This is a genomic window from Stenotrophomonas sp. WHRI 8082, assembly GCF_040223995.2.
Taxonomy (GTDB): Bacteria; Pseudomonadota; Gammaproteobacteria; order Xanthomonadales; family Xanthomonadaceae; genus Stenotrophomonas.
The window spans coordinates 3,482,282-3,502,164 of record NZ_CP167826.1 but is presented as its reverse complement, the minus strand read 5'-3'; the positions used below and the strand labels follow the sequence as shown (position 1 = coordinate 3,502,164).

Below are 19,883 nucleotides of genomic sequence, written 5' to 3'. Positions count from 1 at the left end.
GGCCACCTTGGTTCCAGTCAGGGTATCCACGCTGATCTTAAACCAGCCTGCCGCAAAGCCCAAGGTCAACACCGTGTCCGGCCTGAATAGCCGAGGCTGGCGGCGGCAAATGGCAATGATTACCATGCTCAGGCAATCGGCCCTGCCCTTCCTTCCGGCTCCCCCATGACCCCCTCTTCTGATCGTCCGTCCACACGCGCCATGGGCTTGATCGCCGCATGATCCAGGTTCCCACCATCGGATTGTCTTCGTTGGGTTTCTGTTCGCTTGCCTTGGCAGCGTCGATATTCTCCACGATGGCCTTCTATGCCGCCTCCCGGCACTGCCGGTGGCCGCGCGCGCACCGTGCCGGCCGGCTCGGCCGCGAGATCGGCACGGTCGCAGCGGTGGCTTCGCTGTGGTTGTGGATGGCCAACCTGGGTGTCGGCGCAGGCCTGGTGGTGATGCTGTGCAGCTGGATGGCCATGGCGATGCTGCTGCCCGCCCTGGCCGCTTGGCACCGGCCGCACGCACACCCCGCCAAGGCGCGGCGCTGATGTGGGGCCGCGCATCGGCGGGCATCGTCGTCGGCTTCCTGGTCGCCGCCGGGCTGACCGGTCTGGTCGCCTGGCTGCCCCCCGGGCACTGGCAGGCCGCGCTGGTGCCGAGCCTCATCGCCTTCATCCCGCTGTGGATGCTTGCAGCGATCTGGGCCTTCAGCTTCCGCACTGCGGCACGCGCATGGGCGCTGTTGGGCGCAAGTGCGGCAGGCGTCTTCCTTCTTCTATGGCTGCTGCGCCTGTCCGGCGCGGTGCAGTGAGTAATCGCGCATGAAGTTCAGCTCGCAGACCCTGCGAACGTTCACCACGCTGCACACCTGGGTTGGGCTGGTGGCAGGGTTTGCGCTGTTCGTGGCGTTCTATGCCGGAGCCCTGACGGTATTCCACCATGACGTGCCGTTGTGGCAGACACCGCAGGCCGTGACCCAGGCGCCCGCCACGCTGGCGGACACCCAGCGATTGCTTGACGGGGTGCTGCAGCGCCATCCGGCTGCACGCACGCACGTGGGCATGACCTTCCCCGGCGGCGACCACCCGCAGCCGATCGCCTACTGGCAGGACGCCAAAGGCGTCTGGCAGTACGCCTGGCTGGATCACTACGACGGCAGTGTCACCCCGCCGCAGACCGGCTTGGCTGAGCTGGTCAATGAGCTGCACTACACGCTGGGCCTGCCGGTGGCCGGCATCTACCTGATGGGCATCGTCAGCCTGTTGTATGGCGTGGCCCTGCTCAGCGGCCTGGTGATCCACCTGCCCAAGCTAGCCGGCGATCTGTTCGCGCTGCGGCCGGGCCGCAACCTGAAGCAGTTCTGGCAGGACGCCCACAATGTGGTCGGTGTGCTCAGCCTTCCCTTCCACCTGATGTTCGCGGTGACCGGGGCGTTGCTGTGCCTGGTCTTCCTCCAGATGGCTCTGCTCAACCCGCTGGTTTACGACGGCAAGCTGCTGCAGGCCGTACCGGCGGCGATGGACACCGCGCCCGTCCGTGCCCCCAGCGGCACCACAGGACGAGGCGTGGACCTGGCCGACCTGCATGCCCGTTCATTGCAAGCCGCCCGCGACCAAGGTGTGCAGGGCTTTGAACCGGCCTATCTGAAGCTGGCCCATGCCGGCGACGTGATGGCCACGATCGAGATCACCGGCGAATCGGAGGGCACACTGGGGCCGGCAGGCGCGGTTGCCTTCGACGTCGCCAGTGGCAGACTGCTGGCCAGCCAGCTGCCGGGCCAGCGTGATGCGAACCATGCCACCCTCAGCGCGGCCTATGCCCTGCACTTCGGGGAGTTCGGCAATGGACTGGTGGCGTGGTTGTATTTCCTGATGGGCCTGGGCGGCGCCTTCCTGTTCTACTCCGGCAACCTGTTGTGGATCGAATCGCGGCGCAAGCGGCGGCAGGTCGAGCAGGGGCGCGCGCAGGTCAACATGGCGCGGGCGACCGTCGGCGTGTGCATCGGCTTGGTGGTCGCTATCTCCGCGGCCTTCGTCGCGGCACAGCTACTGGAACGGTTCGCTCCGCACAGCGTCGACGCGGGCATCCGCTGGGTGTGCTTCGGCAGTTGGGGAGCCTGTGTACTTTGGGCTGCGCTGCGGCGCCCTGCGCAGGCAGCACGTGAACTGCTGTGGGCGGCTGCGATCGTGACCGCTGCAGTGCCTGTAGCGCATGGTGCGCTCACCGGATACTGGTGGTGGACCAGCGCCGGCCAGGGCTACTGGCCGCTGTTCTGGGTGGACGCGGTGGCGATGGCGATGGCGACCGGCTATGCGGTGCTGGCGCGTGCGACGACGCGACGGGCCCGGCATGGCGATCCCTACAGCGTGTGGGCAGACTGACAGCCACTGCACTCGCCCTCCGGCCCGCCGCGCGTGCCGCCTTCCGTATGGGAGCGCCTGCGTCGCGCGCTGCCCAAGACTGCCGGTGATCCAACGGGATTGCCCTAGTCGTCACTGCGCGGTTCCACCGGCCTTCCCCGGGATCTCTCCCGCTGCCCGCAACGAGCCGATGACCGGAAGATTGATGCACGAACCGGTCCGTCAAAGCGAGGTCAGCCAATGAAGCGTCACGATTTCCCTCCTGCCGATAGGGCCCCGGGCGCTCCCCAGGACCCTGTCCGCAGAACACTGATGACCGCCGCCGTGATCGGATGCTCGTCACTCGCGACGAGCTCGCTGGCGGCCTCGCCATCGAGGGCGGCGCTCGGGATGGAGTCTCTGTCACCCACCGGAGTGCCGCGGGCCGAGCCAACCGGCGAGCTCTACGACGTGATGCGCGAGTCAACGCTTGGCGCCCTTCACCAAGCTCCCGTGGTGGGTGGACTGCTGTCCTACGTGGGCGCCTTGATTCTCCCCCCCGAAGGCGAGACGCCGGAGCAGATGTGGCGGAAATATACCGACAGGCGAATCTCCGAAACCGTATTCAATCTGGTGCAGGCCGATCTTGAGGGGTTGACCAGCGTGTCCCGACTCTATCGGAATGCGGTAGCCGCACAGGATCTCAAAACGATCCATTCGCAGAGCGTTTCAAGCAATACCCATTTCTCCGGGGTGATTGAACGCTTTAAGCTGCCGGCGGAGCGGATCACGCTACTCCCTCTTTTCGTCGTCGCCGCAACGTTGCACCTGGCGCTGCTGAGGGATATCGCGCTGAAAGGAATGTCTATCGGTTTCAACGCGGAGTCCGTGCAGAGCTACAAAACCGAACTCGCCAACCGGATCAAGGCCTACACGCTTCACGTGGACCATACAGTGGAGGCGGCCATCGCCAAGGCACGCAGGGATAACCCGAACGACGGCGCGCCCATTCGACGCAACGAGCCACTTTCTGCGATGCTGGCCGAGAAGGCGCGGCTGCAGCTTGAAGCAATTGATCTGCGTGACACTTGGTTTGCCTTTGACGCGGCAAAGTATCCGGACAAGAAACGCGTAACGCTGCTGCGTGAGATATTTTCCCCTATCGCGGGCTGGTGGGATCTCGGATCACGCGCGCCTGACGAAATTCCGGACTGGAAGACCCCAGGGACACGCATCAACCGGATGGAATTCTGGGTTCGTGCGCAGTGGAATACCCGGTGGTTGTCTGCAGTAAAGCTGTACTACGACCAGACGGACGAGACATTGCAGACCGGCGATATCGTGGGGGATCGTCATGAATTTGTAATCAATGAAACTTGGATTAAACACGCAGTGACGTCGTACACTGCCGGAGTCGCCCGGATCGGCCTAACCACGAATCGTGGCGGGTTCGTGGCCGTGGGTCGCGAGCTTCAGGGCAACGAGATGAAGGTGAGCAGCGGGTACGCGAGGCACAAGCTTCAATCAATCCGCAGCATCGGTAAGGGCCGCGGCGATGAAGCGGCGCATGACGCGATCAGCGGCCTCGTCTACGGCTTTGGCTTGGAACAACCCAGCGTCACCAGCATCCACCCGGAAACCGACGCACGGATTGTCCCCGTCATTGCCCCCCACCTGATCGATTGGATACGCAGACCGGTGGACTGACAGCGAACTCCAACGCGTGTTCCACCGGGAGAAAGCGGGTTTTGTGCTCGCCTTCTCTTCCAGAGACCACCGCCGACGTGTCGGCTCCTTGCAATGAAGGGCCTTCAGTGAACGTGACTCCGGCAGACAACCTCGACCAGCAGGCGCGATCAATTTGCTTCAGTCCGCAAGCCACTTGAGCGATTGATGAGCGATGTTGGGCGCCAACCGGTCGTAGGCATCCAGACTGATTGGGCCGGCCTCCTGGTTGAGCAACTGAAGGCCCACGTTAAGGTTGCCTCCTGAAACAGCGCGGACGCCTGGCCATAGCCAACCGACCTCATGGATGCCACGCGATGCCCCGCGTCGATATGGACTGGTGGGGCTGCGGCGCCCTGGGCAGGCAGCACGTGAACTGCTGTGGGCGGCTGCGATCGTGACTGCTGCCGTGTCGGTAGCGCATGGTGCACTTACCTGATACTGGTGGCGGACCAGCGCCGGCCACGGCTACTGGCCGCTGTTCTGGGTGGGCGGTTGCAGCGGCGATGGCCGTGGGTTTTGCGGTGATTGCACGCGCGACCGCACGGCGCGCGCGTGACGGTGACCCGCACAGTGTCTGGGCGAATCCGCAGTGAGCACTGGTTCTCGCAAACTACCCGGCAGCGGCCCGCCGCGCGGTAAACAGATGGCGCTGGAACCCCGCCGAATGACGGAATGAGTCAGGACCAGCTTGCTACCGACAGCACCCTGCGTGCTTGTCCGTGGCACGTTGCGAACAGCGCCGATAACCTGCAGGTGAGCAGAACGGGATAGTGCGATTGCGCTCCGCGCTTCGACTTTCCACGTAGGCCAGCCCTCATGAAACGACCCTCGCTTTTCCCCGTACCCGCTACCGCGGCCTCACCCACGCATCCTGATCGACGACGCTTTCTGCTGACGACGTCTGCAGTTGGCATGGGCTGCATGCTCGCTCCGTGGGCCAGCGCCTACCGCGGCCTGACAGACCCCATGGGCGTTCCCTTGTCGAACGCATCGCTCAACGCCAGCAATGCCACGATCAATACGCTCCGCGCATTACTCATATCCAGTCTCGCGAAAACCTCACCATTGATAGGAGGCTACCTGGTTAGCCTGGGTAATCTATTCGTTCCTATGGCTGGAGAGGATCCAGAGGCGTTGTGGCAGCGTTATACAGATGAGAAGATTTCCGAGACGGTGACGAATCTGGTGAAGGCGGACCTCGCCGGCATCAGCGACGTCGCACGGCTTTATCGCGATGCCGTTCGTGACGGTAACCCCGATACGATCAAAACACAGAGCATCGCAGCACGCACCGTGTTTGCCCAACGCATGCCACAGTTCCAGCTGACCGGACACGAGGGCTCTCTCCTGCACTACTTTGCCATGGCCGCCACGCTCGAACTGGCCCTGCTCAGGGACATGGCGCTCACCGGCAAGCAGATAGGACTATCAGATGCGGACGTTGAGTCGGTCAAGGACGACCTCACCGCGCGTATCTCACGCTACGAACGTTACGTTGACGAGATCGTTCCAAAAGTCGTCGACAATGCACGTCGAGACAACCCCTACAGCAATACGCCCTACGGCAGAAATCAACCGCTGAGCGCGATTCATGAGGCGCTTTATGCACTTACGCCTTCCGTCATCGACGTGCGGGCAACATGGAATGCATTTGACGCAAGAAAATTCCCCAACGGGTCGCGCATTCGCCTGGAGCGCGAGCTTCTCAGTCCTGTTGTAGGCTGGTGGCATCCCGACACATCGCCGCCCAAGGCTCGCCCTGATTGGAGCACACCGAAATCGGACGTCCGCTCGATCGAGTTCTGGATTGCAAAACCCTACAACGCTGAGTACATGTCGGGATTCAAGGTGAACCATTCCGACGGCAGCAGTGTAATGACAGGCCAAGCATCAGGCAGGAAGCTGGAGCTGGACCTAAATCAACGATACGTCACCAGTATTGCCGCGTTTTCTACTGCCGCCATCGGAGGGATGACGTTTCTGACTCAACCCGACAAAGAAATCAGCACGCTGGGGCCTCCCAAGGACAAGGTCGCCAGGACCCTTTACGCGCACGCTCCCCGAGGACATCGCCTATCGTCCCTGCGCAGCATTGGTACGGCCAAGGATCATGCCGTCGGCGGCGTCAGCGGCTTCGTCGCAGGATTCCAGCTGATCGACAAGGACGCCGACGCGATGGCGAGGGGGATCATCCAACAGCTCCCACCCGATCTACCGCACCAGGTAGCCCGGTGGCTCGCCACATAGAACGATGTACCGGCAAAGAAAAAGCGGGCCGAAGCCCGCTTTCTCATTCCAGCAGAAGTGCAGCGGCCGATTACTCGGCAGACACACCCTCGCCTTCTTCGACGGCCTTCATGGACAGGCGGATACGGCCCTGCTTGTCCACTTCCAGCACCTTGACCTTGACCACATCGCCTTCCTTCAGCACGTCGCCGACCTTCTCGACGCGGTCGCTGGAAATCTGCGACACGTGCACCAGGCCATCCTTGCCCGGCAGGATGGTGACGAATGCACCGAAGTCCATGATCTTGGCGACCTTGCCTTCGTAGATGCGACCCGGTTCGACGTCCGAGGTGATCTGCTCGATGCGTGCCTTCGCGGCCTGGGCAGCGATGGCGTTGACCGACGCGATGACGATCGTGCCGTCATCCTGGATGTCGATCTGCGTACCGGTTTCCTTGGTGATGGCCTGGATGGTGGAACCACCCTTGCCGATCACTTCGCGGATCTTGTCCGGGTGGATCTTGATGGTCAGCAGGCGCGGCGCGTAGTCCGACAGCTCCTGACGCGGCGCGGACAGGCCACTGGCCATCTCGCCCAGGATGTGCAGACGGCCGGCCTTGGCCTGCTGCAGTGCCTGCTTCATGATCTCTTCGGTGATGCCTTCGATCTTGATGTCCATCTGCAGGGCGGAAATGCCCTCAGCGGTACCAGCGACCTTGAAGTCCATGTCACCCAGGTGATCTTCATCGCCCAGGATGTCGGACAGGACGACGAAGCGCTCGCCTTCCTTGACCAGACCCATGGCGATGCCGGCAACCGGCGACTTGACCGGCACGCCGGCGTCCATCAGGGCCAGCGAGGAACCGCAGACCGATGCCATCGACGAGGAACCGTTCGACTCGGTGATTTCCGACACGACGCGGATGGTGTACGGGAAGGATTCCAGCGACGGCATCACTGCCAGCACGCCGCGCTTGGCGAGACGGCCATGACCGATTTCGCGACGCTTCGGGCCCATCATGCGGCCGCACTCACCCACCGAGTAGGGAGGGAAGTTGTAATGGAACAGGAAGTTGTCCTTGTACTCACCGGACACGGCGTCGATGACCTGACCGTCGCGAGCGGTGCCCAAGGTGATCGCGACCAGGGCCTGCGTCTCACCGCGGGTGAACAGCGCCGAGCCGTGGGTACGCGGCAACACGCTGGTGCGCACCGAAACCGGGCGCACGGTGTCCAGCGCACGGCCGTCGATGCGGACCTTGGTGTCCAGCACCGAGTTGCGCATGGTGCTGTATTCCAGCTCGCCGAATTCCTTCGACAGTTCGGCCGGGTTCCAGCCTTCAGCGGCCACGCGGCCTGCCAGCGACTCGACCACGTCCTTCTTGATCGACGAGATGGCGTCACGGCGCTGCAGCTTGTCACGCACCTGGAAGGCTTCGCCCAGGCGCGGGCCGATTGCTTCCTGCAGGGCGCTGATCAGGGCATCGTTCTTGGCCGGGGCAACCCACGTCGACGGCTTGGTACCGGCTTCGGTGACCAGTTCGTTGATGATGTGGATGACCTTCTGCATTTCGCGGTGACCGAAGGTCACGGCGCCCAGCATCACGTCTTCGGACAGCAGCGCGGCTTCGGATTCCACCATCAGCACGGCGTTGGAGGTACCGGCAACCACCAGTTCCAGCTCCGAATCCTTCAGCTCGGTCACGGTCGGGTTGAGGATGTACTCACCGTTCTTGTAGCCGACCTTGGCAGCGGCGATCGGACCCTTGAACGGGGTGCCGGCCAGGGCCAGTGCAGCGGAGGCGCCGATCAGGGCCGGGATGTCACCGTCGATGTCCGGGTTCAGCGACATGACCGTGGCGATGATCTGCACTTCGTTCTTGTAGTCTTCCGGGAACAGCGGGCGGATCGGACGATCGATCAGACGCGAGATCAGGGTTTCCTTCTCGGTCGAGCGGCCTTCGCGCTTGAAGAAGCCACCCGGAATACGGCCACCGGCGTAGAACCTCTCCTGATAATCAACGGTCAGCGGGAAGAAGTCCTGGCCCTCACGCGCGCTCTTTGCAGCAACGGCGGAGACCAGCAGTACGGTGTCGTCGAACTTGACGATGACCGCGCCGCCGGCCTGGCGCGCGATTTCGCCGGTCTCAAGCGTGACGGTATGTTTGCCGTACTGGAAGGTTTTGGTGATTTTTGCCACGGAGGGTGTCCTTGGGGATGCTGTCTGCGAATGGACCGTCGGCGACCCATGCCGCCTGCGGGTGACCGGTGTCCCGGTCTGAATGCGATGAAAAACGATGCTGCAAAACAAAACCGCGGCGCATCACTGCGCCGCGGAGGATTTCTTGCTTAGCGACGCAGGCCAAGCTTTTCGATCAGACCCTTGTAGCGGGCAACGTCTTTCTTCTTCAGATAGTCGAGCAGGCTGCGGCGGCGGTTGACCATCTGCAGCAGGCCACGACGGCTGTGGTGATCCTTCTTGTGGGTCTTGAAGTGGCCGGTCAGCAGTTCGATGCGTGCGGTCAGCAGGGCAACCTGGACTTCCGGGGAACCGGTGTCGGTGGCGCTGCGCTTGTTGTCTTCAATTACCTTCTGGGTGTCGATCGACATTGCTTTTTCTCTTTTGATGCGGGGCCAGCAGGAACGTGTTCACGCACCGCTTGGCTCGCCGTAGGCTGATGATGAACCTGCGGGACGCAGGCTGCCCTGTAAAGGGCCGCAAAATTGTAACGGGAGCGACCTCCCGGAACAAGGACCTGGGCTGAATCGCCCGGTTGCATGTCACAGATTGAAGCGTCGCTGCGAGGCCAACAGGCCGGTTTCGTCTACCTGGCCCAGGCCGCATACGCCGCCGGCGGCGTCATGTACCACGACCAGCCCGCTCGGCCATGACGTATCGCGCAGCCGCTGGCCCACGCAGAATCGCGCTGCCTGCTGTTCATCCAGATGTACAGGCGGATACGCAACCAGGCCGGCTGCCAAGGGCAACAGATGGGCTTCCATCCCCGCCTCATCGCCGGCGTCGGCCAGCGTACGCAGTTGGTCCAGGGTCACCATCACCGGATCGAGGAAGGGTTCGACCCAGAGGCGTCGCAACGCGCCGATGTGCGCGCCACACCCCAGCGCCTCGCCAAGGTCACGGGCGATGCTGCGGATATACGTCCCGGAGCCACAGGTCACGCGCAGGCGCAGACGATCAGCCTGCTGCTCAAGCACCGTGATCGACTGGACATGGACGTCGCGCTGGGGCGCATCGATCACCTCGCCACGCCGCGCCTTGAGATACAGCGGCTCGCCGCCCTGCTTCAACGCCGAATAGACCGGCGCGCGTTGGCGGATGTGACCCACGAACGGAGCCAGCGCAGCCTGCAGCGCATCGGCACTGATGGACGGCACCGGCCGTTGCAGCAGTACCTGGCCTTCGGCGTCGTCGGTGTCGGTGCTCTGCCCCAGCACGATGTCGGCGTCATACGCCTTCGCCGAGCCCAGCAGCAGGCCGGCGATCTTGGTCGCCTCGCCAAAGCACAGCGGCAACAGCCCGGTAGCCAGTGGATCCAGACTGCCGGTGTGGCCGCCCTTCTCTGCCCGGAACAGGCGGCGCGCACTCTGCAGCGCAGCGTTGGAGCTCATGCCGGTCGGCTTGTCGAGCAGCAGAATGCCGTCGAGGCGACGGAATTGAATACGGGGTTTCATTGTGGAACGCCAACGTTGTGAGCGCCGAGCCATGCTCGGCGGGCAGGATCCGTGCCCACGGGCAGTCGCCGAGCAGCGCTCGACGCGACGGAGTCCTTATTCTTCGTTGCCTTCGCGCTTCTTTTCCGCCGCCAGCGTATCGGGCAGCTCGCGCAGCAGGTTGTCGATGCGTTCGCCGCGATCGACTGAATCATCGTAGTGGAAGTGCAGTTCGGGCACGTGGCGCAGCTTCATCGCGCGCGCCAGGTCCATGCGCAGCTGCCAGGCCAGTTCCTTCAGGCCCTTCATTGCTTCTTCGGATCGTTCCGCCATCAGCGCGGTAACGAAAATCTTGGCATGAGACATGTCGCGGGTGATTTCCACATCGGACACGCTCACCGAGGGCAACCCGTGTACACGCACGGCGTTGTGCACCAGGGTGCCGAGCTCGCGGCGGATCTGGGCGGAGACACGGTCGGTTCGATGGAAAGTCTTGGGCACGCGGCAGGGCTCTTTGTATTTGGAGTAATGACAGCAGTCTAACGGGTGGTGCCTGAAAGCAGGACCGGGCCTTTCGGCCCGGTCCCTTGCAGCCGTTACAGGGTGCGCGGCACTTCGATACGCTCGAAGCACTCGATCTGGTCACCCGGCTTGACGTCGTTGTAAGCCTTCACGCCGATACCGCACTCGGTACCATTGCGGACTTCGTCGACGTTTTCCTTGAAGCGGCGCAGCGATTCCAGCTCGCCCTCGAACACCACGACACTGTCGCGGAGCACGCGGATCGGCTTGTTCCGCTTGACGATGCCTTCCACGACCATGCAGCCGGCCACTGCGCCGAACTTCGAGCTGCGGAAGACGTCGCGCACATCGGCGATACCGATGATCTCTTCGCGGATCTCCACGCCCAGCAGACCGGAAGCCACCTGCTTCACCTGATCGATCACGTCATAGATGATCGAGAAGTAACGCAGGTCGACGCCGTTGGATTCAATGAGGCGACGGGCCGAAGCGTCCGCACGCACGTTGAAGCCGATGACGGTGGCCTTCGAAGCGACCGCCGAGTTGGCGTCCGATTCGGTGATGCCGCCCACGCCGGAGTGGATCACGTTGATGCGGATGTCGTCGTTGGACAGACCGACCAGCGCCTGGCTGAGGGCCTGCACCGAACCCTGCACGTCGGCCTTGATGACCAGGTTGAGGACCTGCTGGCCCTCGCCCTTGCCCAGCTGCGCCATGATGTCTTCCATGCGGCTGCCGGCAGACTGCACCAGGCGCGATTCGCGGCGCTTGGTTTCGCGCTGCTGTGCAACGTCCTTGGCCAGACGCTCGTCGTCGACCACGGTGAAATCATCACCCGCTTCCGGCACGCCGGACAGACCCAGCACCTGCACTGGAATGGACGGACCGGCCTGGTCCGGCTGCTTGCCGGTTTCGTCGAACAGCGCACGCACGCGGCCGTACTGGATACCGCACACCAGGTAATCGCCCTTCTTCAGCGAGCCCTGCTGCACCAGCACCGTCGCGACCGGGCCACGGCCCTTGTCCAGCGAGGATTCGATGACCACGCCACTGGCGCGACCATCAGACACGGCCTTCAGCTCGAGCAGCTCGGCCTGCACGGAAATGGCTTCCAGCAGGTCGTCGATGCCCAGGCCGGCCTTGGCCGAAATCTCGACCATCTGGATGTCACCACCGAAGTCTTCGGACACGACCTGCTCGGTGAGCAGTTCGTTCTTCACACGCATCGGATCGGCACCGGACTTGTCGATCTTGTTGATCGCCACGATCAGCGGCACGTTCGCCGAACGGGCGTGCTGGATCGCTTCCTTGGTCTGCGGCATGACGCCGTCATCGGCGGCCACGACCAGCACCACGATGTCGGTCAGCTTGGCGCCGCGGGCACGCATCGAGGTGAAGGCAGCATGGCCCGGGGTATCCAGGAAGCTGATCACGCCCTTCGGCGTTTCCACGTGGTACGCACCGATGTGCTGGGTGATGCCACCCGCTTCGCCGGTAGCGACCTTGGTGCGGCGGATGTAATCCAGCAGCGAGGTCTTGCCGTGATCGACGTGACCCATGATGGTGACCACCGGCGGACGCGAGACGGCTTCGCCGCGCTCTTCACCGGTAGCGGCCAGCAGCGCCTCTTCCACGTCGTCATTGCCGGCGCGGACCACGACATGGCCCAGCTCTTCGGTCACCAGTGCCGCGGTGTCGTGGTCGATGCTCATGGTGATGGTCGCCATGACGCCCATCTTGAACAGCGCCTTGACCACTTCGCCGCCCTTCAGCGCGAGCTTCTGCGCCAGGTCGGCCACGGTGATGCTGTCACCGATCGCCACTTCACGCACGACCGGTGCGGTCGGCCGCTCGAACGCGTGCGGACCACTGTTCTGGCTGCCGCGCATGTCACGACGGCCCGGCTGCGGGCGGCTGCCCGGACGGCCACGGTTGTTGTTGTTGTTGCTGTTGCCACGACGCGCGCGATCGGCGGCCGACAGGTGCATCTGGCCAGCGAAACGATCGCCGCCCGGACGGTCGGTACGTGCCGGACCCCGGTTGTTGCGGTCATCCGAACGCGGCGGTGCGGCGCCACGCGGCGGCGCGGACGGGCCACCGGCCGGCGGACGCGCAGCACGCGGGGCGGCAGGCGCAGCGGCATCGGCCGGTCGCGCAGCCGGACGGCTGGCGGCTTCGGCTTCGGCCGCCTTGGCCGCGATGGCAGCTTCTTCAGCGGCCTTCTTGTCAGCCTCGGCGCGCTCCTTGGCAGCGACCTCTTCTTCGCGCTTGCGCACGATGGCTTCATCGCGCAGGCGGTCTTTCTCCGCCAGCGCTGCCTGTTCATCAAGATTGCGCTGGCGGGATTCCTCCAGCTTGCGCAGGATGTCGGCGCGCTCCTCATCCGGGGTCATGCGCGCAGCCGCCTTGTCGTAGGTGCGCTTCTGGCGCACTTCCACGTTCACGGTGGTCTTGCTGCGACCCGCATTCACCGTCACTTCCTGGTGCTTGCGGCGGTTCAGGGTGATTTTCTTGGAGGCCTCGGTGGCTTCTTCGACGGCCTGCTCGGGCTTGCCATGGGCACGGCGAAGGAAGCCCAGGAGCTTCACCTTCTCGGTGCTGGTCACGACCTGTTCTGGGCCGCTGAACTTCATGCCGGCACCCGCCAGCTGTTCCAGCAGTTTTTCAACCGGTGTATTGACCAGTTCGGCAAGCTTGCGGATGGTGGTTTGCTGCGACATTCGGATCCTATGATCTTGAGGGCGCCCCCCCGTTTTTGGAGGTAGCGCGGATTCTACGCCCTGATCGGCTCAGGGCCCTGTTCATTGCCGGCTCATTCGCCGCGTTCCAATCGGGCGATTTCCTCGGCACGGGCGGACAGGATCAGCGCCGCGGCGCGCTCCTGGTCCAGCCCCTCGATGCCGAATTCAACCACCTCGTCGGCAGCCAGGTCCGACAGGTCCTCACCGGTGCGCACGCCATGGCTGGCCAGGGCGTAGGCGGTAACCTCGTCCATGCCTTCCAGGGCCAGCAGGTCGTCGGCAGGAACGCCGTCTTCCAGGCCTTCTTCAACGGCCAGCGCCTCGTTGAGCAGCGCGTCACGGGCTCGTGCGCGCAGTTCCTCGACGATGTCCTCGTCGAAGCCTTCCACCGCCAGCAGCTCGCCGACGGGTACATACGCGATTTCTTCGACAGTGCCGAAGCCTTCGCTCACCAGGATGCTGGCAATCTCTTCGTCCACTTCCAGCTTGTCCATGAACAGCTGGCGGGCCGAGGTCTGCTCGGCTTCGGACTTGGCGGTCACCTGATCCTGGGTCATCACGTTCAACTGCCACCCGGTCAGGCGGCTGGCCAGGCGAACGTTCTGTCCGCCCTTGCCGATGGCCTGGGCCAGGCGGTCTTCCGCCACGGCCAGATCCATGGAGTGCTTGTCTTCATCGACGATGATCGACTGCACTTCGGCCGGCGCCATCGCATTGATGACGAAGTTGGCCGGATTTTCGTTCCACAGCACGATGTCCACGCGCTCGCCATTGAGCTCGTTGGACACGGCCTGCACGCGCGAACCGCGCATGCCGATGCAGGCACCGATCGGGTCGGTACGGGTGTCGTGGGCCAGCACGGCGATCTTGGCGCGGTCGCCCGGATCACGTGCGCAGGCCATGATTTCCACCAGGCCCTGGCCGACTTCCGGCACTTCCAGCTTGAACAGCTCGATCATGAACTCCGGCGCGGCGCGGCTGATGAACAGCTGCGGGCCACGGGGCTCGGAGCGCACTTCAGCCAGGTAGCCGCGCACGCGGTCACCGGCACGCAGCACGTCGCGCGGGATGCCCTTGTCCTTCGGGATGAAGCCCTCGGCGTTGCCGCCCAGGTCGACGAAGATATTGCCGCGCTCGGCACGCTTGACCACACCGGTGATCAGCTCGCCGACGCGATCCTTCCATGCATCCACCACCTGCTGCCGCTCGGCCTCGCGCACACGCTGCACGATGACCTGCTTGGCGGCCTGGGCCGCGATGCGACCGAAGTCCGGGTTTTCGATCTGTGCTTCGACATAGTCACCGACTTCGGCGCCTTCCTGTTCGTCGATGGCATCCATCAGCCGGATCTGGCGGTCCGGAGACTCCATGACCACGTCGTCGGCGACCACTTCCCAGCGGCGGAAGGTTTCGTACGTGCCGTCCTTGTGGTCGATGACCACGCGCGCCAGCACTTCCTCGTCGGGGTAGCGCTTCTTCGCGGCCGACGCCAGAGCGGCTTCGATCGCGTCGAAAATCACTTCACGCGGCACGCCTTTTTCATTGGCGACCGCGTCAACTACCAGCAGAAGTTCCTTGCTCATTGGCTCACTCCGCGCGCGGCTTCTTGGCCGCAGGCTCGTTGGATGGATTCTTGTTCGGCTTCGGCTGCTTGGCAGGACCGGTCGGCTTGCTCGGGGCCAGCCCCAGCGCCACCCAGTCCGGCATGATGCGTGCCTTGTCGATGTTGTCGGCCGACACCACCAGCGTGGTCTTGTCGACAGTGAAACTGATCGTGCCCTGCTCTGCGTCGACCGAGTCGATACGGCCCTGCAGACGGCGACGATTCTCCTGCGGCAGCTTCAACTGCACCTTGGCGTTCTGCCCCAGGTGCTGACCGAACTGCTGCAGGTTGAACAGCGGACGATCCACGCCAGGCGATGAAACCTCCAGCGTGTAATTTCCGCTGATCGGATCTTCGACGTCCATCTGCGCGGACACTTCGCGACTGACGCGCTCGCAGTCCTCGACGTTGATGGTGCGCTCGTCCTGCTCGGCGATCAGCACGTCGATGTACAGACGCAGCGTGGCGCCGCCGGGTGCGGGCAGATACTCGACGCCCAGCAGTTCCAGGCCCAGCGCATCGACGGTGGGGCCGAGCAGATTCGCGATTTCGGTTGCCTTGTCGCTCACAGCCTGCCTTGTTGTTGAATGTGGATGGTGTCCGGACCCGCAGTGGGCCCGTTCCGGAAACGAAAAAGGGCCCGCTGGGCCCTTTGTCCGGTGAAATCCGGTGATTGGATTCCGGCCGCAGGGCGCGCTGACGCGATCCCCTGCGAAGCCCAGCTTCTGGTCGAAGCCGGTGGCGGGATGGTCGCACTCATTGCAGAGCCCACCATCAGATATACCGCCAGCCCGCTGATGATAGACCTTGCACCGGGTTGGTGCAAGCTGCGGATGCTGTCTGTGCTTGCGGAGGCCCCTCCCTGCAAGGCTCCAACGAAAAAAGCGACCCCGTTTCCGGAATCGCTTTTTCGTCTGATGCCTAGTTGGTAGCGGGGGCAGGATTTGAACCTGCGACCTTCGGGTTATGAGCCCGACGAGCTGCCAGACTGCTCCACCCCGCACCAGAAGCGGAATTATGCAGCATTCTGCTGCGCCGCGCAACCCCCGCTCAGCTTTTCCTGTTGGTTTGGGTGGTCGAACGGGTGGAAACCCCCTCGCGGCTGGCGGGAAAGCCGATGCTGGAGCTGGGCCGGGCGGTGGGGCTGGGCGGGGGACGGCAAAGACTGCATCCATGCGTGCCTCGTTTCGCGCCATCCATGGCGCTCAACGCCCCCGCCCAGCCCCACCGCCCGGCCCCTGACAGGTTCCGTGGCCGCCCGCCGCGTATGAAAAAAGAAAAAAGCGGTAGCGCCGACCCATGGTGGGCGAGCGCAGCGGGCCCTTGGCAGGCACATTCCGCCGACCATGGGTCGGCGCTACCAAGGCGTTGCAGGCCCCAGCAAGGTAACAAAGGATCAAACCCGGTAGCGCCGAGCCTAGCTCGGCGGAAACCATCAGGCCCCCTCCCCTTCAACCTCCGCCGACCACGGGTCAGCGCTACAGAGGACAGTAATCCGTCGGATGAAGGGAGCCCCTAAGTCAGGGGCGGCCGCGAAGCGGCGGGGTGTGGGTGCTGGTGAGACGGGGCCCATGGTTTGCGAAGCAAAGCGTGGGAGCGGCAGCGCGAATGCGATGACGTGGACCCGCGCCATGGATGGCGCGAAACGAGGCCCGCATGGATGCGGCCCTTGCCGTCCCCCGCCAACCCACCCCGTCCCACCCAACCAGCAGCCCTGCAGCTTTTGCTTTTGCCGTTGCCGTTGCCGTTGCCGTTGCCGTTGCCGTTGCCCTGGCTTCTGCATGCGCGGCCAGCGCATCCGAACCCCCATAACGAAAAAAGCGACCCCGTTTCCGGAGTCGCTTGTTCGTCTTGGTAGCGGGGGCAGGATTTGAACCTGCGACCTTCGGGTTATGAGCCCGACGAGCTGCCAGACTGCTCCACCCCGCATCAGAAGTGGTTGAATTGCTGCCCCGCGAGGGAGGCCTCTTGCAACGATGTTCTGGCAGAACCGCTGCAGTCACAACTCAGGAGATGAATATTACACGATTAACGCAGTTTTGTATCGCTTTTTAAGAAATATGTGCAAATGCCTGCTGGCACCACACCATGATCGGGTTCCATGCCAGGCCCAACGCCAGCAGTGCCAACGCATTCACGCCCAGCACCACACCCAGCACGCGGTCGGTGTTGCGCGGCAGCGGCTCGCCCACCGGTTCATCGAAGTACATGACCTTGATGACCCGCAGGTAGTAGAACGCGCCGATCACGGCACACAGCACACCCAGGATCGCCAGCCACAGCATGCCGCCGTTGACCGCTGCGCCCAGCACCGCCAGCTTGGTCCAGAAACCGAGGAACGGGGGAATACCGGCCATCGACGCCATGATGCACAGGATCAGTGCCGCCATCCACGGATTACGGGCATTGAGGCCCTTGTAATCGTTGATGTTCTCGGCCTCGAAGCCATTGCGGGACATCGCGATGATCGCGCCGAACGCGGCAGTAGACATGATCGCGTAGCTGAGCGCATAGAACAGCGCGGCCGCGTAGCCCTGCGAGCCGCCACCGGCGATGCCCATCAGCAGGAAACCGATGTGCGACACGGTGGAGAACGCCAGCATGCGCTTCAGGTTGTGCTGGGCGACCGCCATCAGGTTGCCGATCACCAGCGACAAGGCCGCCAAGCCACCGATCAGGATCTTCCACTCATCCGAGAGCGGACCGACGCCCACTTCCAGCAGGCGGTAGGCCATGCCGAACGCCGCCAGCTTCGGGGCCGAACTGATGAACAGTGCGACCGGCGCCGGAGCGCCCTGGTACACGTCAGGCAGCCACATGTGGAACGGCGCCGCGCCCAGCTTGAACGCCACGCCGGCGATCATGAAGACCGCGCCGGTGAGCAGCAGCATCTTCTCGTCGGAATGCGGGATGGCCGCATTGATCGCATCAAGGTGCAGCGAGCCCGTTGCGCCGTAGATCAGCGACATGCCGTACAGCAGCAGGCCCGATGCCAGCGAACCCAGCACGATGTACTTCATCGCCGCTTCGGACGCCAGGCCGTTGTCACGGTTGCTGGCCACCAGTGCGTACGAGCACAGCGCAAGCAGTTCCAGACCCAGGTAGACCATCAGCAGGCTGCCGGCGGACACCAGGATCATCATGCCGGCCGTGGCGAACAGCACCAGCACCGGGATCTCCCCCTGGAACAGATTGCGTTCGCGCAGGTAGCTCCAGCCGTACACCAGGCTCAGCCCGCTGCACAGCACGATCACCACCTTCATCACGTCGGCCGCGGTATCGCGCACGAACATGCCGTGGAAGACCTCGCCCTGCCCGCCCGTTCCGGTGGCCAGCATGACCAGCACTACCGCCAGGGCGGCGAGCGAGAACAGATGGGTGATCAGCTTGTTCTGCTTGCTGACGAACAGATCGAGGATCATCAGGGCGAAGGCGCTCGCAACCAGCACCAGCTCGGGAGCGAGCGGGGGCAGGTCAGCGGCGGTCAGTGGCAGCAACGGCGAGGTGGTCATTATCAAATCCTGGAATCAGTTCGCTCGGCAGGCCGATCAGAGCAATTTGCTGGAAGCAATCTGCATCGCCAGCTTGGCGATCGACGGCTCCATCAGGTCGGTCAGCGGCTTGGGGTAGATGCCCAGGGCCAGTACGCCGATGGCGAACACCCCCAGCACCAGCCACTCGCGGCCGTTGATGTCCTTCAGTTCGGCGACGTGCGCATTGGCCACTTCGCCAAAGAAGATGCGCTTGTACAGCCACAGCGTGTAGGCCGCGCCGATGATCAGGGTGGTGGCAGCGCCCAGTGCGATCCACGGATTACGCTGGAAGGCGGCCAGGATGACCATGAATTCACCGACAAACCCGGAGGTACCCGGCAGGCCGGCGTTGGCCATGAAGAACAGCATGGCGAAGGTCGCAAACCACGGCATCACGTTCACCACGCCGCCGTAATCGGCGATGCGGCGGCTGTGCATGCGGTCGTACAGCACGCCCACGCACGAGAACATCGCGCCGGACACGAAGCCGTGCGAAATCATCTGCACCATCGCACCCTGCAGGCCCAGGCGGGCGGCGTCGGCATTGCCGGCCTCACGCACCAGCCACAGGGCGATGAAGGTACCCAGGGTGACGAAGCCCATGTGTGCGACAGACGAATAGGCGATCAGCTTCTTCATGTCGTCCTGGACCAGCGCGACCAGACCCACGTAGATCACCGCGATCAGCGACAGGGCGATGACCAGCCACGCCCATTCCTGCGACGCGTCAGGGACGATCGGCAGGTTGAAGCGCAGGAAGCCGTAGCCACCGATCTTCAGCGCGATGGCCGCCAGGATCACCGAACCGGCGGTCGGGGCTTCCACGTGGGCATCGGGCAGCCAGGTGTGCACCGGGAACATCGGCACCTTGACCGCGAAGGCGATCAGGAAGGCGAAGAAGATCCAGGTCTGCTCGGTCGCGGTGAGCTGCAGTGCGTACAGGTCGGCCAGCTGGAAGCTGCCGCCCTTCAGGTACAGGTAGACCAGCGCCACCAGCATCAGCACCGAGCCGAGGAAGGTGTAGAGGAAGAACTTCAGCGCGGCATAGATGCGGCGCGGGCCGCCCCAGACACCGATGATCAGGAACATCGGGATCAGCATCGCTTCGAAGAACACGTAGAACAGCATCGCATCGGTGGCGGCGAAGATGCCGACCGTGACGCCTTCCAGGATGAGGAAGGCGGCAACGTACTGGTTCACGCGCTTGTCGATGGCACTCCATGCGCCGATCAGGGCCAACACGCTGACCAGCGTGGTCAGCGCGATCAGCGCGATGGCGATGCCGTCGACGCCGAGGTTGTAGCCGATGTCGTAAGCCGGGATCCAGGCGCGGGTTTCGACGAACTGGAGCGCGTCGATACCCGGGTCATAACCGGTGAGCAGCGGGATGCTCAGGGCGAAGGTCAGCAGCGCGACACCCAGCGACGCCCAGCGGGCGGTCTGCGCATCACGGATGGCAAGGACCAGGGCGCCGCCGATGATCGGCAGCCAGATGAGGACACTAAGTAGGGGCCAGTTCGACACGTTTTCT

At 63.7% G+C, this 19,883-nt stretch carries 14 protein-coding genes and 2 tRNA genes; 5 read left to right on the top strand and 11 right to left on the bottom strand.

Annotated features, from left to right (window positions below; genetic code table 11):
- The first annotated feature begins 218 nt into the window (after window positions 1–218).
- The 5 genes from ABRP17_RS15250 to ABRP17_RS15230 all read left to right on the top strand — a co-directional run bounded on the left by ABRP17_RS15250 (window position 219) and on the right by ABRP17_RS15230 (window position 6,302).
- Window positions 219–536 (top strand): hypothetical protein, encoded by a 318-nt coding sequence (locus ABRP17_RS15250; RefSeq protein WP_349984867.1) that lies wholly within the window; start codon window positions 219–221, stop codon window positions 534–536.
- On the top strand, window positions 536–799 hold the full coding sequence (locus ABRP17_RS15245) for a hypothetical protein (protein ID WP_349984868.1): 264 nt from the start codon (window positions 536–538) through the stop codon (window positions 797–799). Before ABRP17_RS15250 ends, ABRP17_RS15245 begins: the two co-directional genes overlap by 1 nt.
- A 10-nt stretch (window positions 800–809) precedes the next feature.
- The gene (locus ABRP17_RS15240) at window positions 810–2,369 is read left to right on the top strand and encodes a PepSY-associated TM helix domain-containing protein (RefSeq protein WP_349984869.1); all 1,560 of its coding nucleotides are present in this window, start codon (window positions 810–812) and stop codon (window positions 2,367–2,369) included.
- Between the two features lie 291 nt (window positions 2,370–2,660).
- A complete protein-coding gene (locus tag ABRP17_RS15235; RefSeq protein WP_349984870.1) occupies window positions 2,661–4,034 on the top strand; it encodes an insecticidal delta-endotoxin Cry8Ea1 family protein in 1,374 nt (457 codons plus the stop codon).
- Between the two features lie 837 nt (window positions 4,035–4,871).
- On the top strand, window positions 4,872–6,302 hold the full coding sequence (locus ABRP17_RS15230) for an insecticidal delta-endotoxin Cry8Ea1 family protein (protein ID WP_349984871.1): 1,431 nt from the start codon (window positions 4,872–4,874) through the stop codon (window positions 6,300–6,302).
- Between the two features lie 70 nt (window positions 6,303–6,372).
- Here ABRP17_RS15230 and pnp read toward each other — a convergent pair whose 3' ends face one another.
- From pnp to ABRP17_RS15175, 11 genes are all read right to left on the bottom strand, one after another.
- Window positions 6,373–8,481, bottom strand: a complete 2,109-nt coding sequence (pnp, locus tag ABRP17_RS15225) for a polyribonucleotide nucleotidyltransferase (protein WP_192082595.1) — start codon at window positions 8,479–8,481, stop codon at window positions 6,373–6,375.
- Window positions 8,482–8,630: 149 nt separating this feature from the next.
- Window positions 8,631–8,891 (bottom strand): 30S ribosomal protein S15, encoded by a 261-nt coding sequence (gene rpsO, locus ABRP17_RS15220; RefSeq protein WP_188326768.1) that lies wholly within the window; start codon window positions 8,889–8,891, stop codon window positions 8,631–8,633.
- Between the two features lie 171 nt (window positions 8,892–9,062).
- Entirely contained in the window at window positions 9,063–9,974 is a 912-nt protein-coding gene (gene truB / locus ABRP17_RS15215) for a tRNA pseudouridine(55) synthase TruB (RefSeq protein WP_349984872.1), read from the bottom strand.
- Window positions 9,975–10,070: 96 nt separating this feature from the next.
- On the bottom strand, window positions 10,071–10,454 hold the full coding sequence (gene rbfA / locus ABRP17_RS15210; RefSeq protein ID WP_188326766.1) for a 30S ribosome-binding factor RbfA: 384 nt from the start codon (window positions 10,452–10,454) through the stop codon (window positions 10,071–10,073).
- A 95-nt stretch (window positions 10,455–10,549) separates the two neighbouring features.
- Window positions 10,550–13,195, bottom strand: coding sequence for a translation initiation factor IF-2 (gene infB, locus ABRP17_RS15205; RefSeq protein ID WP_349984873.1), 2,646 nt, complete (start codon window positions 13,193–13,195; stop codon window positions 10,550–10,552).
- Between the two features lie 92 nt (window positions 13,196–13,287).
- Window positions 13,288–14,799 (bottom strand): transcription termination factor NusA, encoded by a 1,512-nt coding sequence (gene nusA / locus ABRP17_RS15200; RefSeq protein WP_188326764.1) that lies wholly within the window; start codon window positions 14,797–14,799, stop codon window positions 13,288–13,290.
- Between the two features lie 4 nt (window positions 14,800–14,803).
- Window positions 14,804–15,388: a ribosome maturation factor RimP gene (rimP, locus tag ABRP17_RS15195; RefSeq protein ID WP_188326763.1), complete on the bottom strand. Its 585-nt coding sequence runs from the start codon at window positions 15,386–15,388 to the stop codon at window positions 14,804–14,806.
- A gap of 357 nt (window positions 15,389–15,745) precedes the next feature.
- Window positions 15,746–15,822 (bottom strand) — tRNA-Met (locus ABRP17_RS15190).
- Between the two features lie 849 nt (window positions 15,823–16,671).
- A tRNA-Met gene (locus ABRP17_RS15185) sits at window positions 16,672–16,748 on the bottom strand.
- A 122-nt stretch (window positions 16,749–16,870) separates the two neighbouring features.
- Window positions 16,871–18,331 (bottom strand): NADH-quinone oxidoreductase subunit NuoN, encoded by a 1,461-nt coding sequence (nuoN, locus tag ABRP17_RS15180; RefSeq protein WP_188326762.1) that lies wholly within the window; start codon window positions 18,329–18,331, stop codon window positions 16,871–16,873.
- Between the two features lie 36 nt (window positions 18,332–18,367).
- A complete protein-coding gene (locus tag ABRP17_RS15175) occupies window positions 18,368–19,876 on the bottom strand; it encodes an NADH-quinone oxidoreductase subunit M (RefSeq protein WP_188326761.1) in 1,509 nt (502 codons plus the stop codon).
- Window positions 19,877–19,883: the final 7 nt, after the last annotated feature.

Excerpts from the sequence above, each read along its gene's own strand:
- ABRP17_RS15245 (WP_349984868.1), top strand. The coding sequence starts at position 536 with ATGTGGGGCCGCGCATCGGCGGGCATCGTCGTCGGCTTCCTGGTCGCC.
- nusA (WP_188326764.1), bottom strand. The coding sequence starts at position 14,799 with ATGAGCAAGGAACTTCTGCTGGTAGTTGACGCGGTCGCCAATGAAAAA.
- truB (WP_349984872.1), bottom strand. The coding sequence starts at position 9,974 with ATGAAACCCCGTATTCAATTCCGTCGCCTCGACGGCATTCTGCTGCTC.
- ABRP17_RS15235 (WP_349984870.1), top strand. The coding sequence starts at position 2,661 with ATGACCGCCGCCGTGATCGGATGCTCGTCACTCGCGACGAGCTCGCTG.
- rpsO (WP_188326768.1), bottom strand. The coding sequence starts at position 8,891 with ATGTCGATCGACACCCAGAAGGTAATTGAAGACAACAAGCGCAGCGCC.
- infB (WP_349984873.1), bottom strand. The coding sequence starts at position 13,195 with ATGTCGCAGCAAACCACCATCCGCAAGCTTGCCGAACTGGTCAATACA.
- nuoN (WP_188326762.1), bottom strand. The coding sequence starts at position 18,331 with ATGACCACCTCGCCGTTGCTGCCACTGACCGCCGCTGACCTGCCCCCG.
- ABRP17_RS15250 (WP_349984867.1), top strand. The coding sequence starts at position 219 with ATGATCCAGGTTCCCACCATCGGATTGTCTTCGTTGGGTTTCTGTTCG.
- ABRP17_RS15240 (WP_349984869.1), top strand. The coding sequence starts at position 810 with ATGAAGTTCAGCTCGCAGACCCTGCGAACGTTCACCACGCTGCACACC.
- ABRP17_RS15230 (WP_349984871.1), top strand. The coding sequence starts at position 4,872 with ATGAAACGACCCTCGCTTTTCCCCGTACCCGCTACCGCGGCCTCACCC.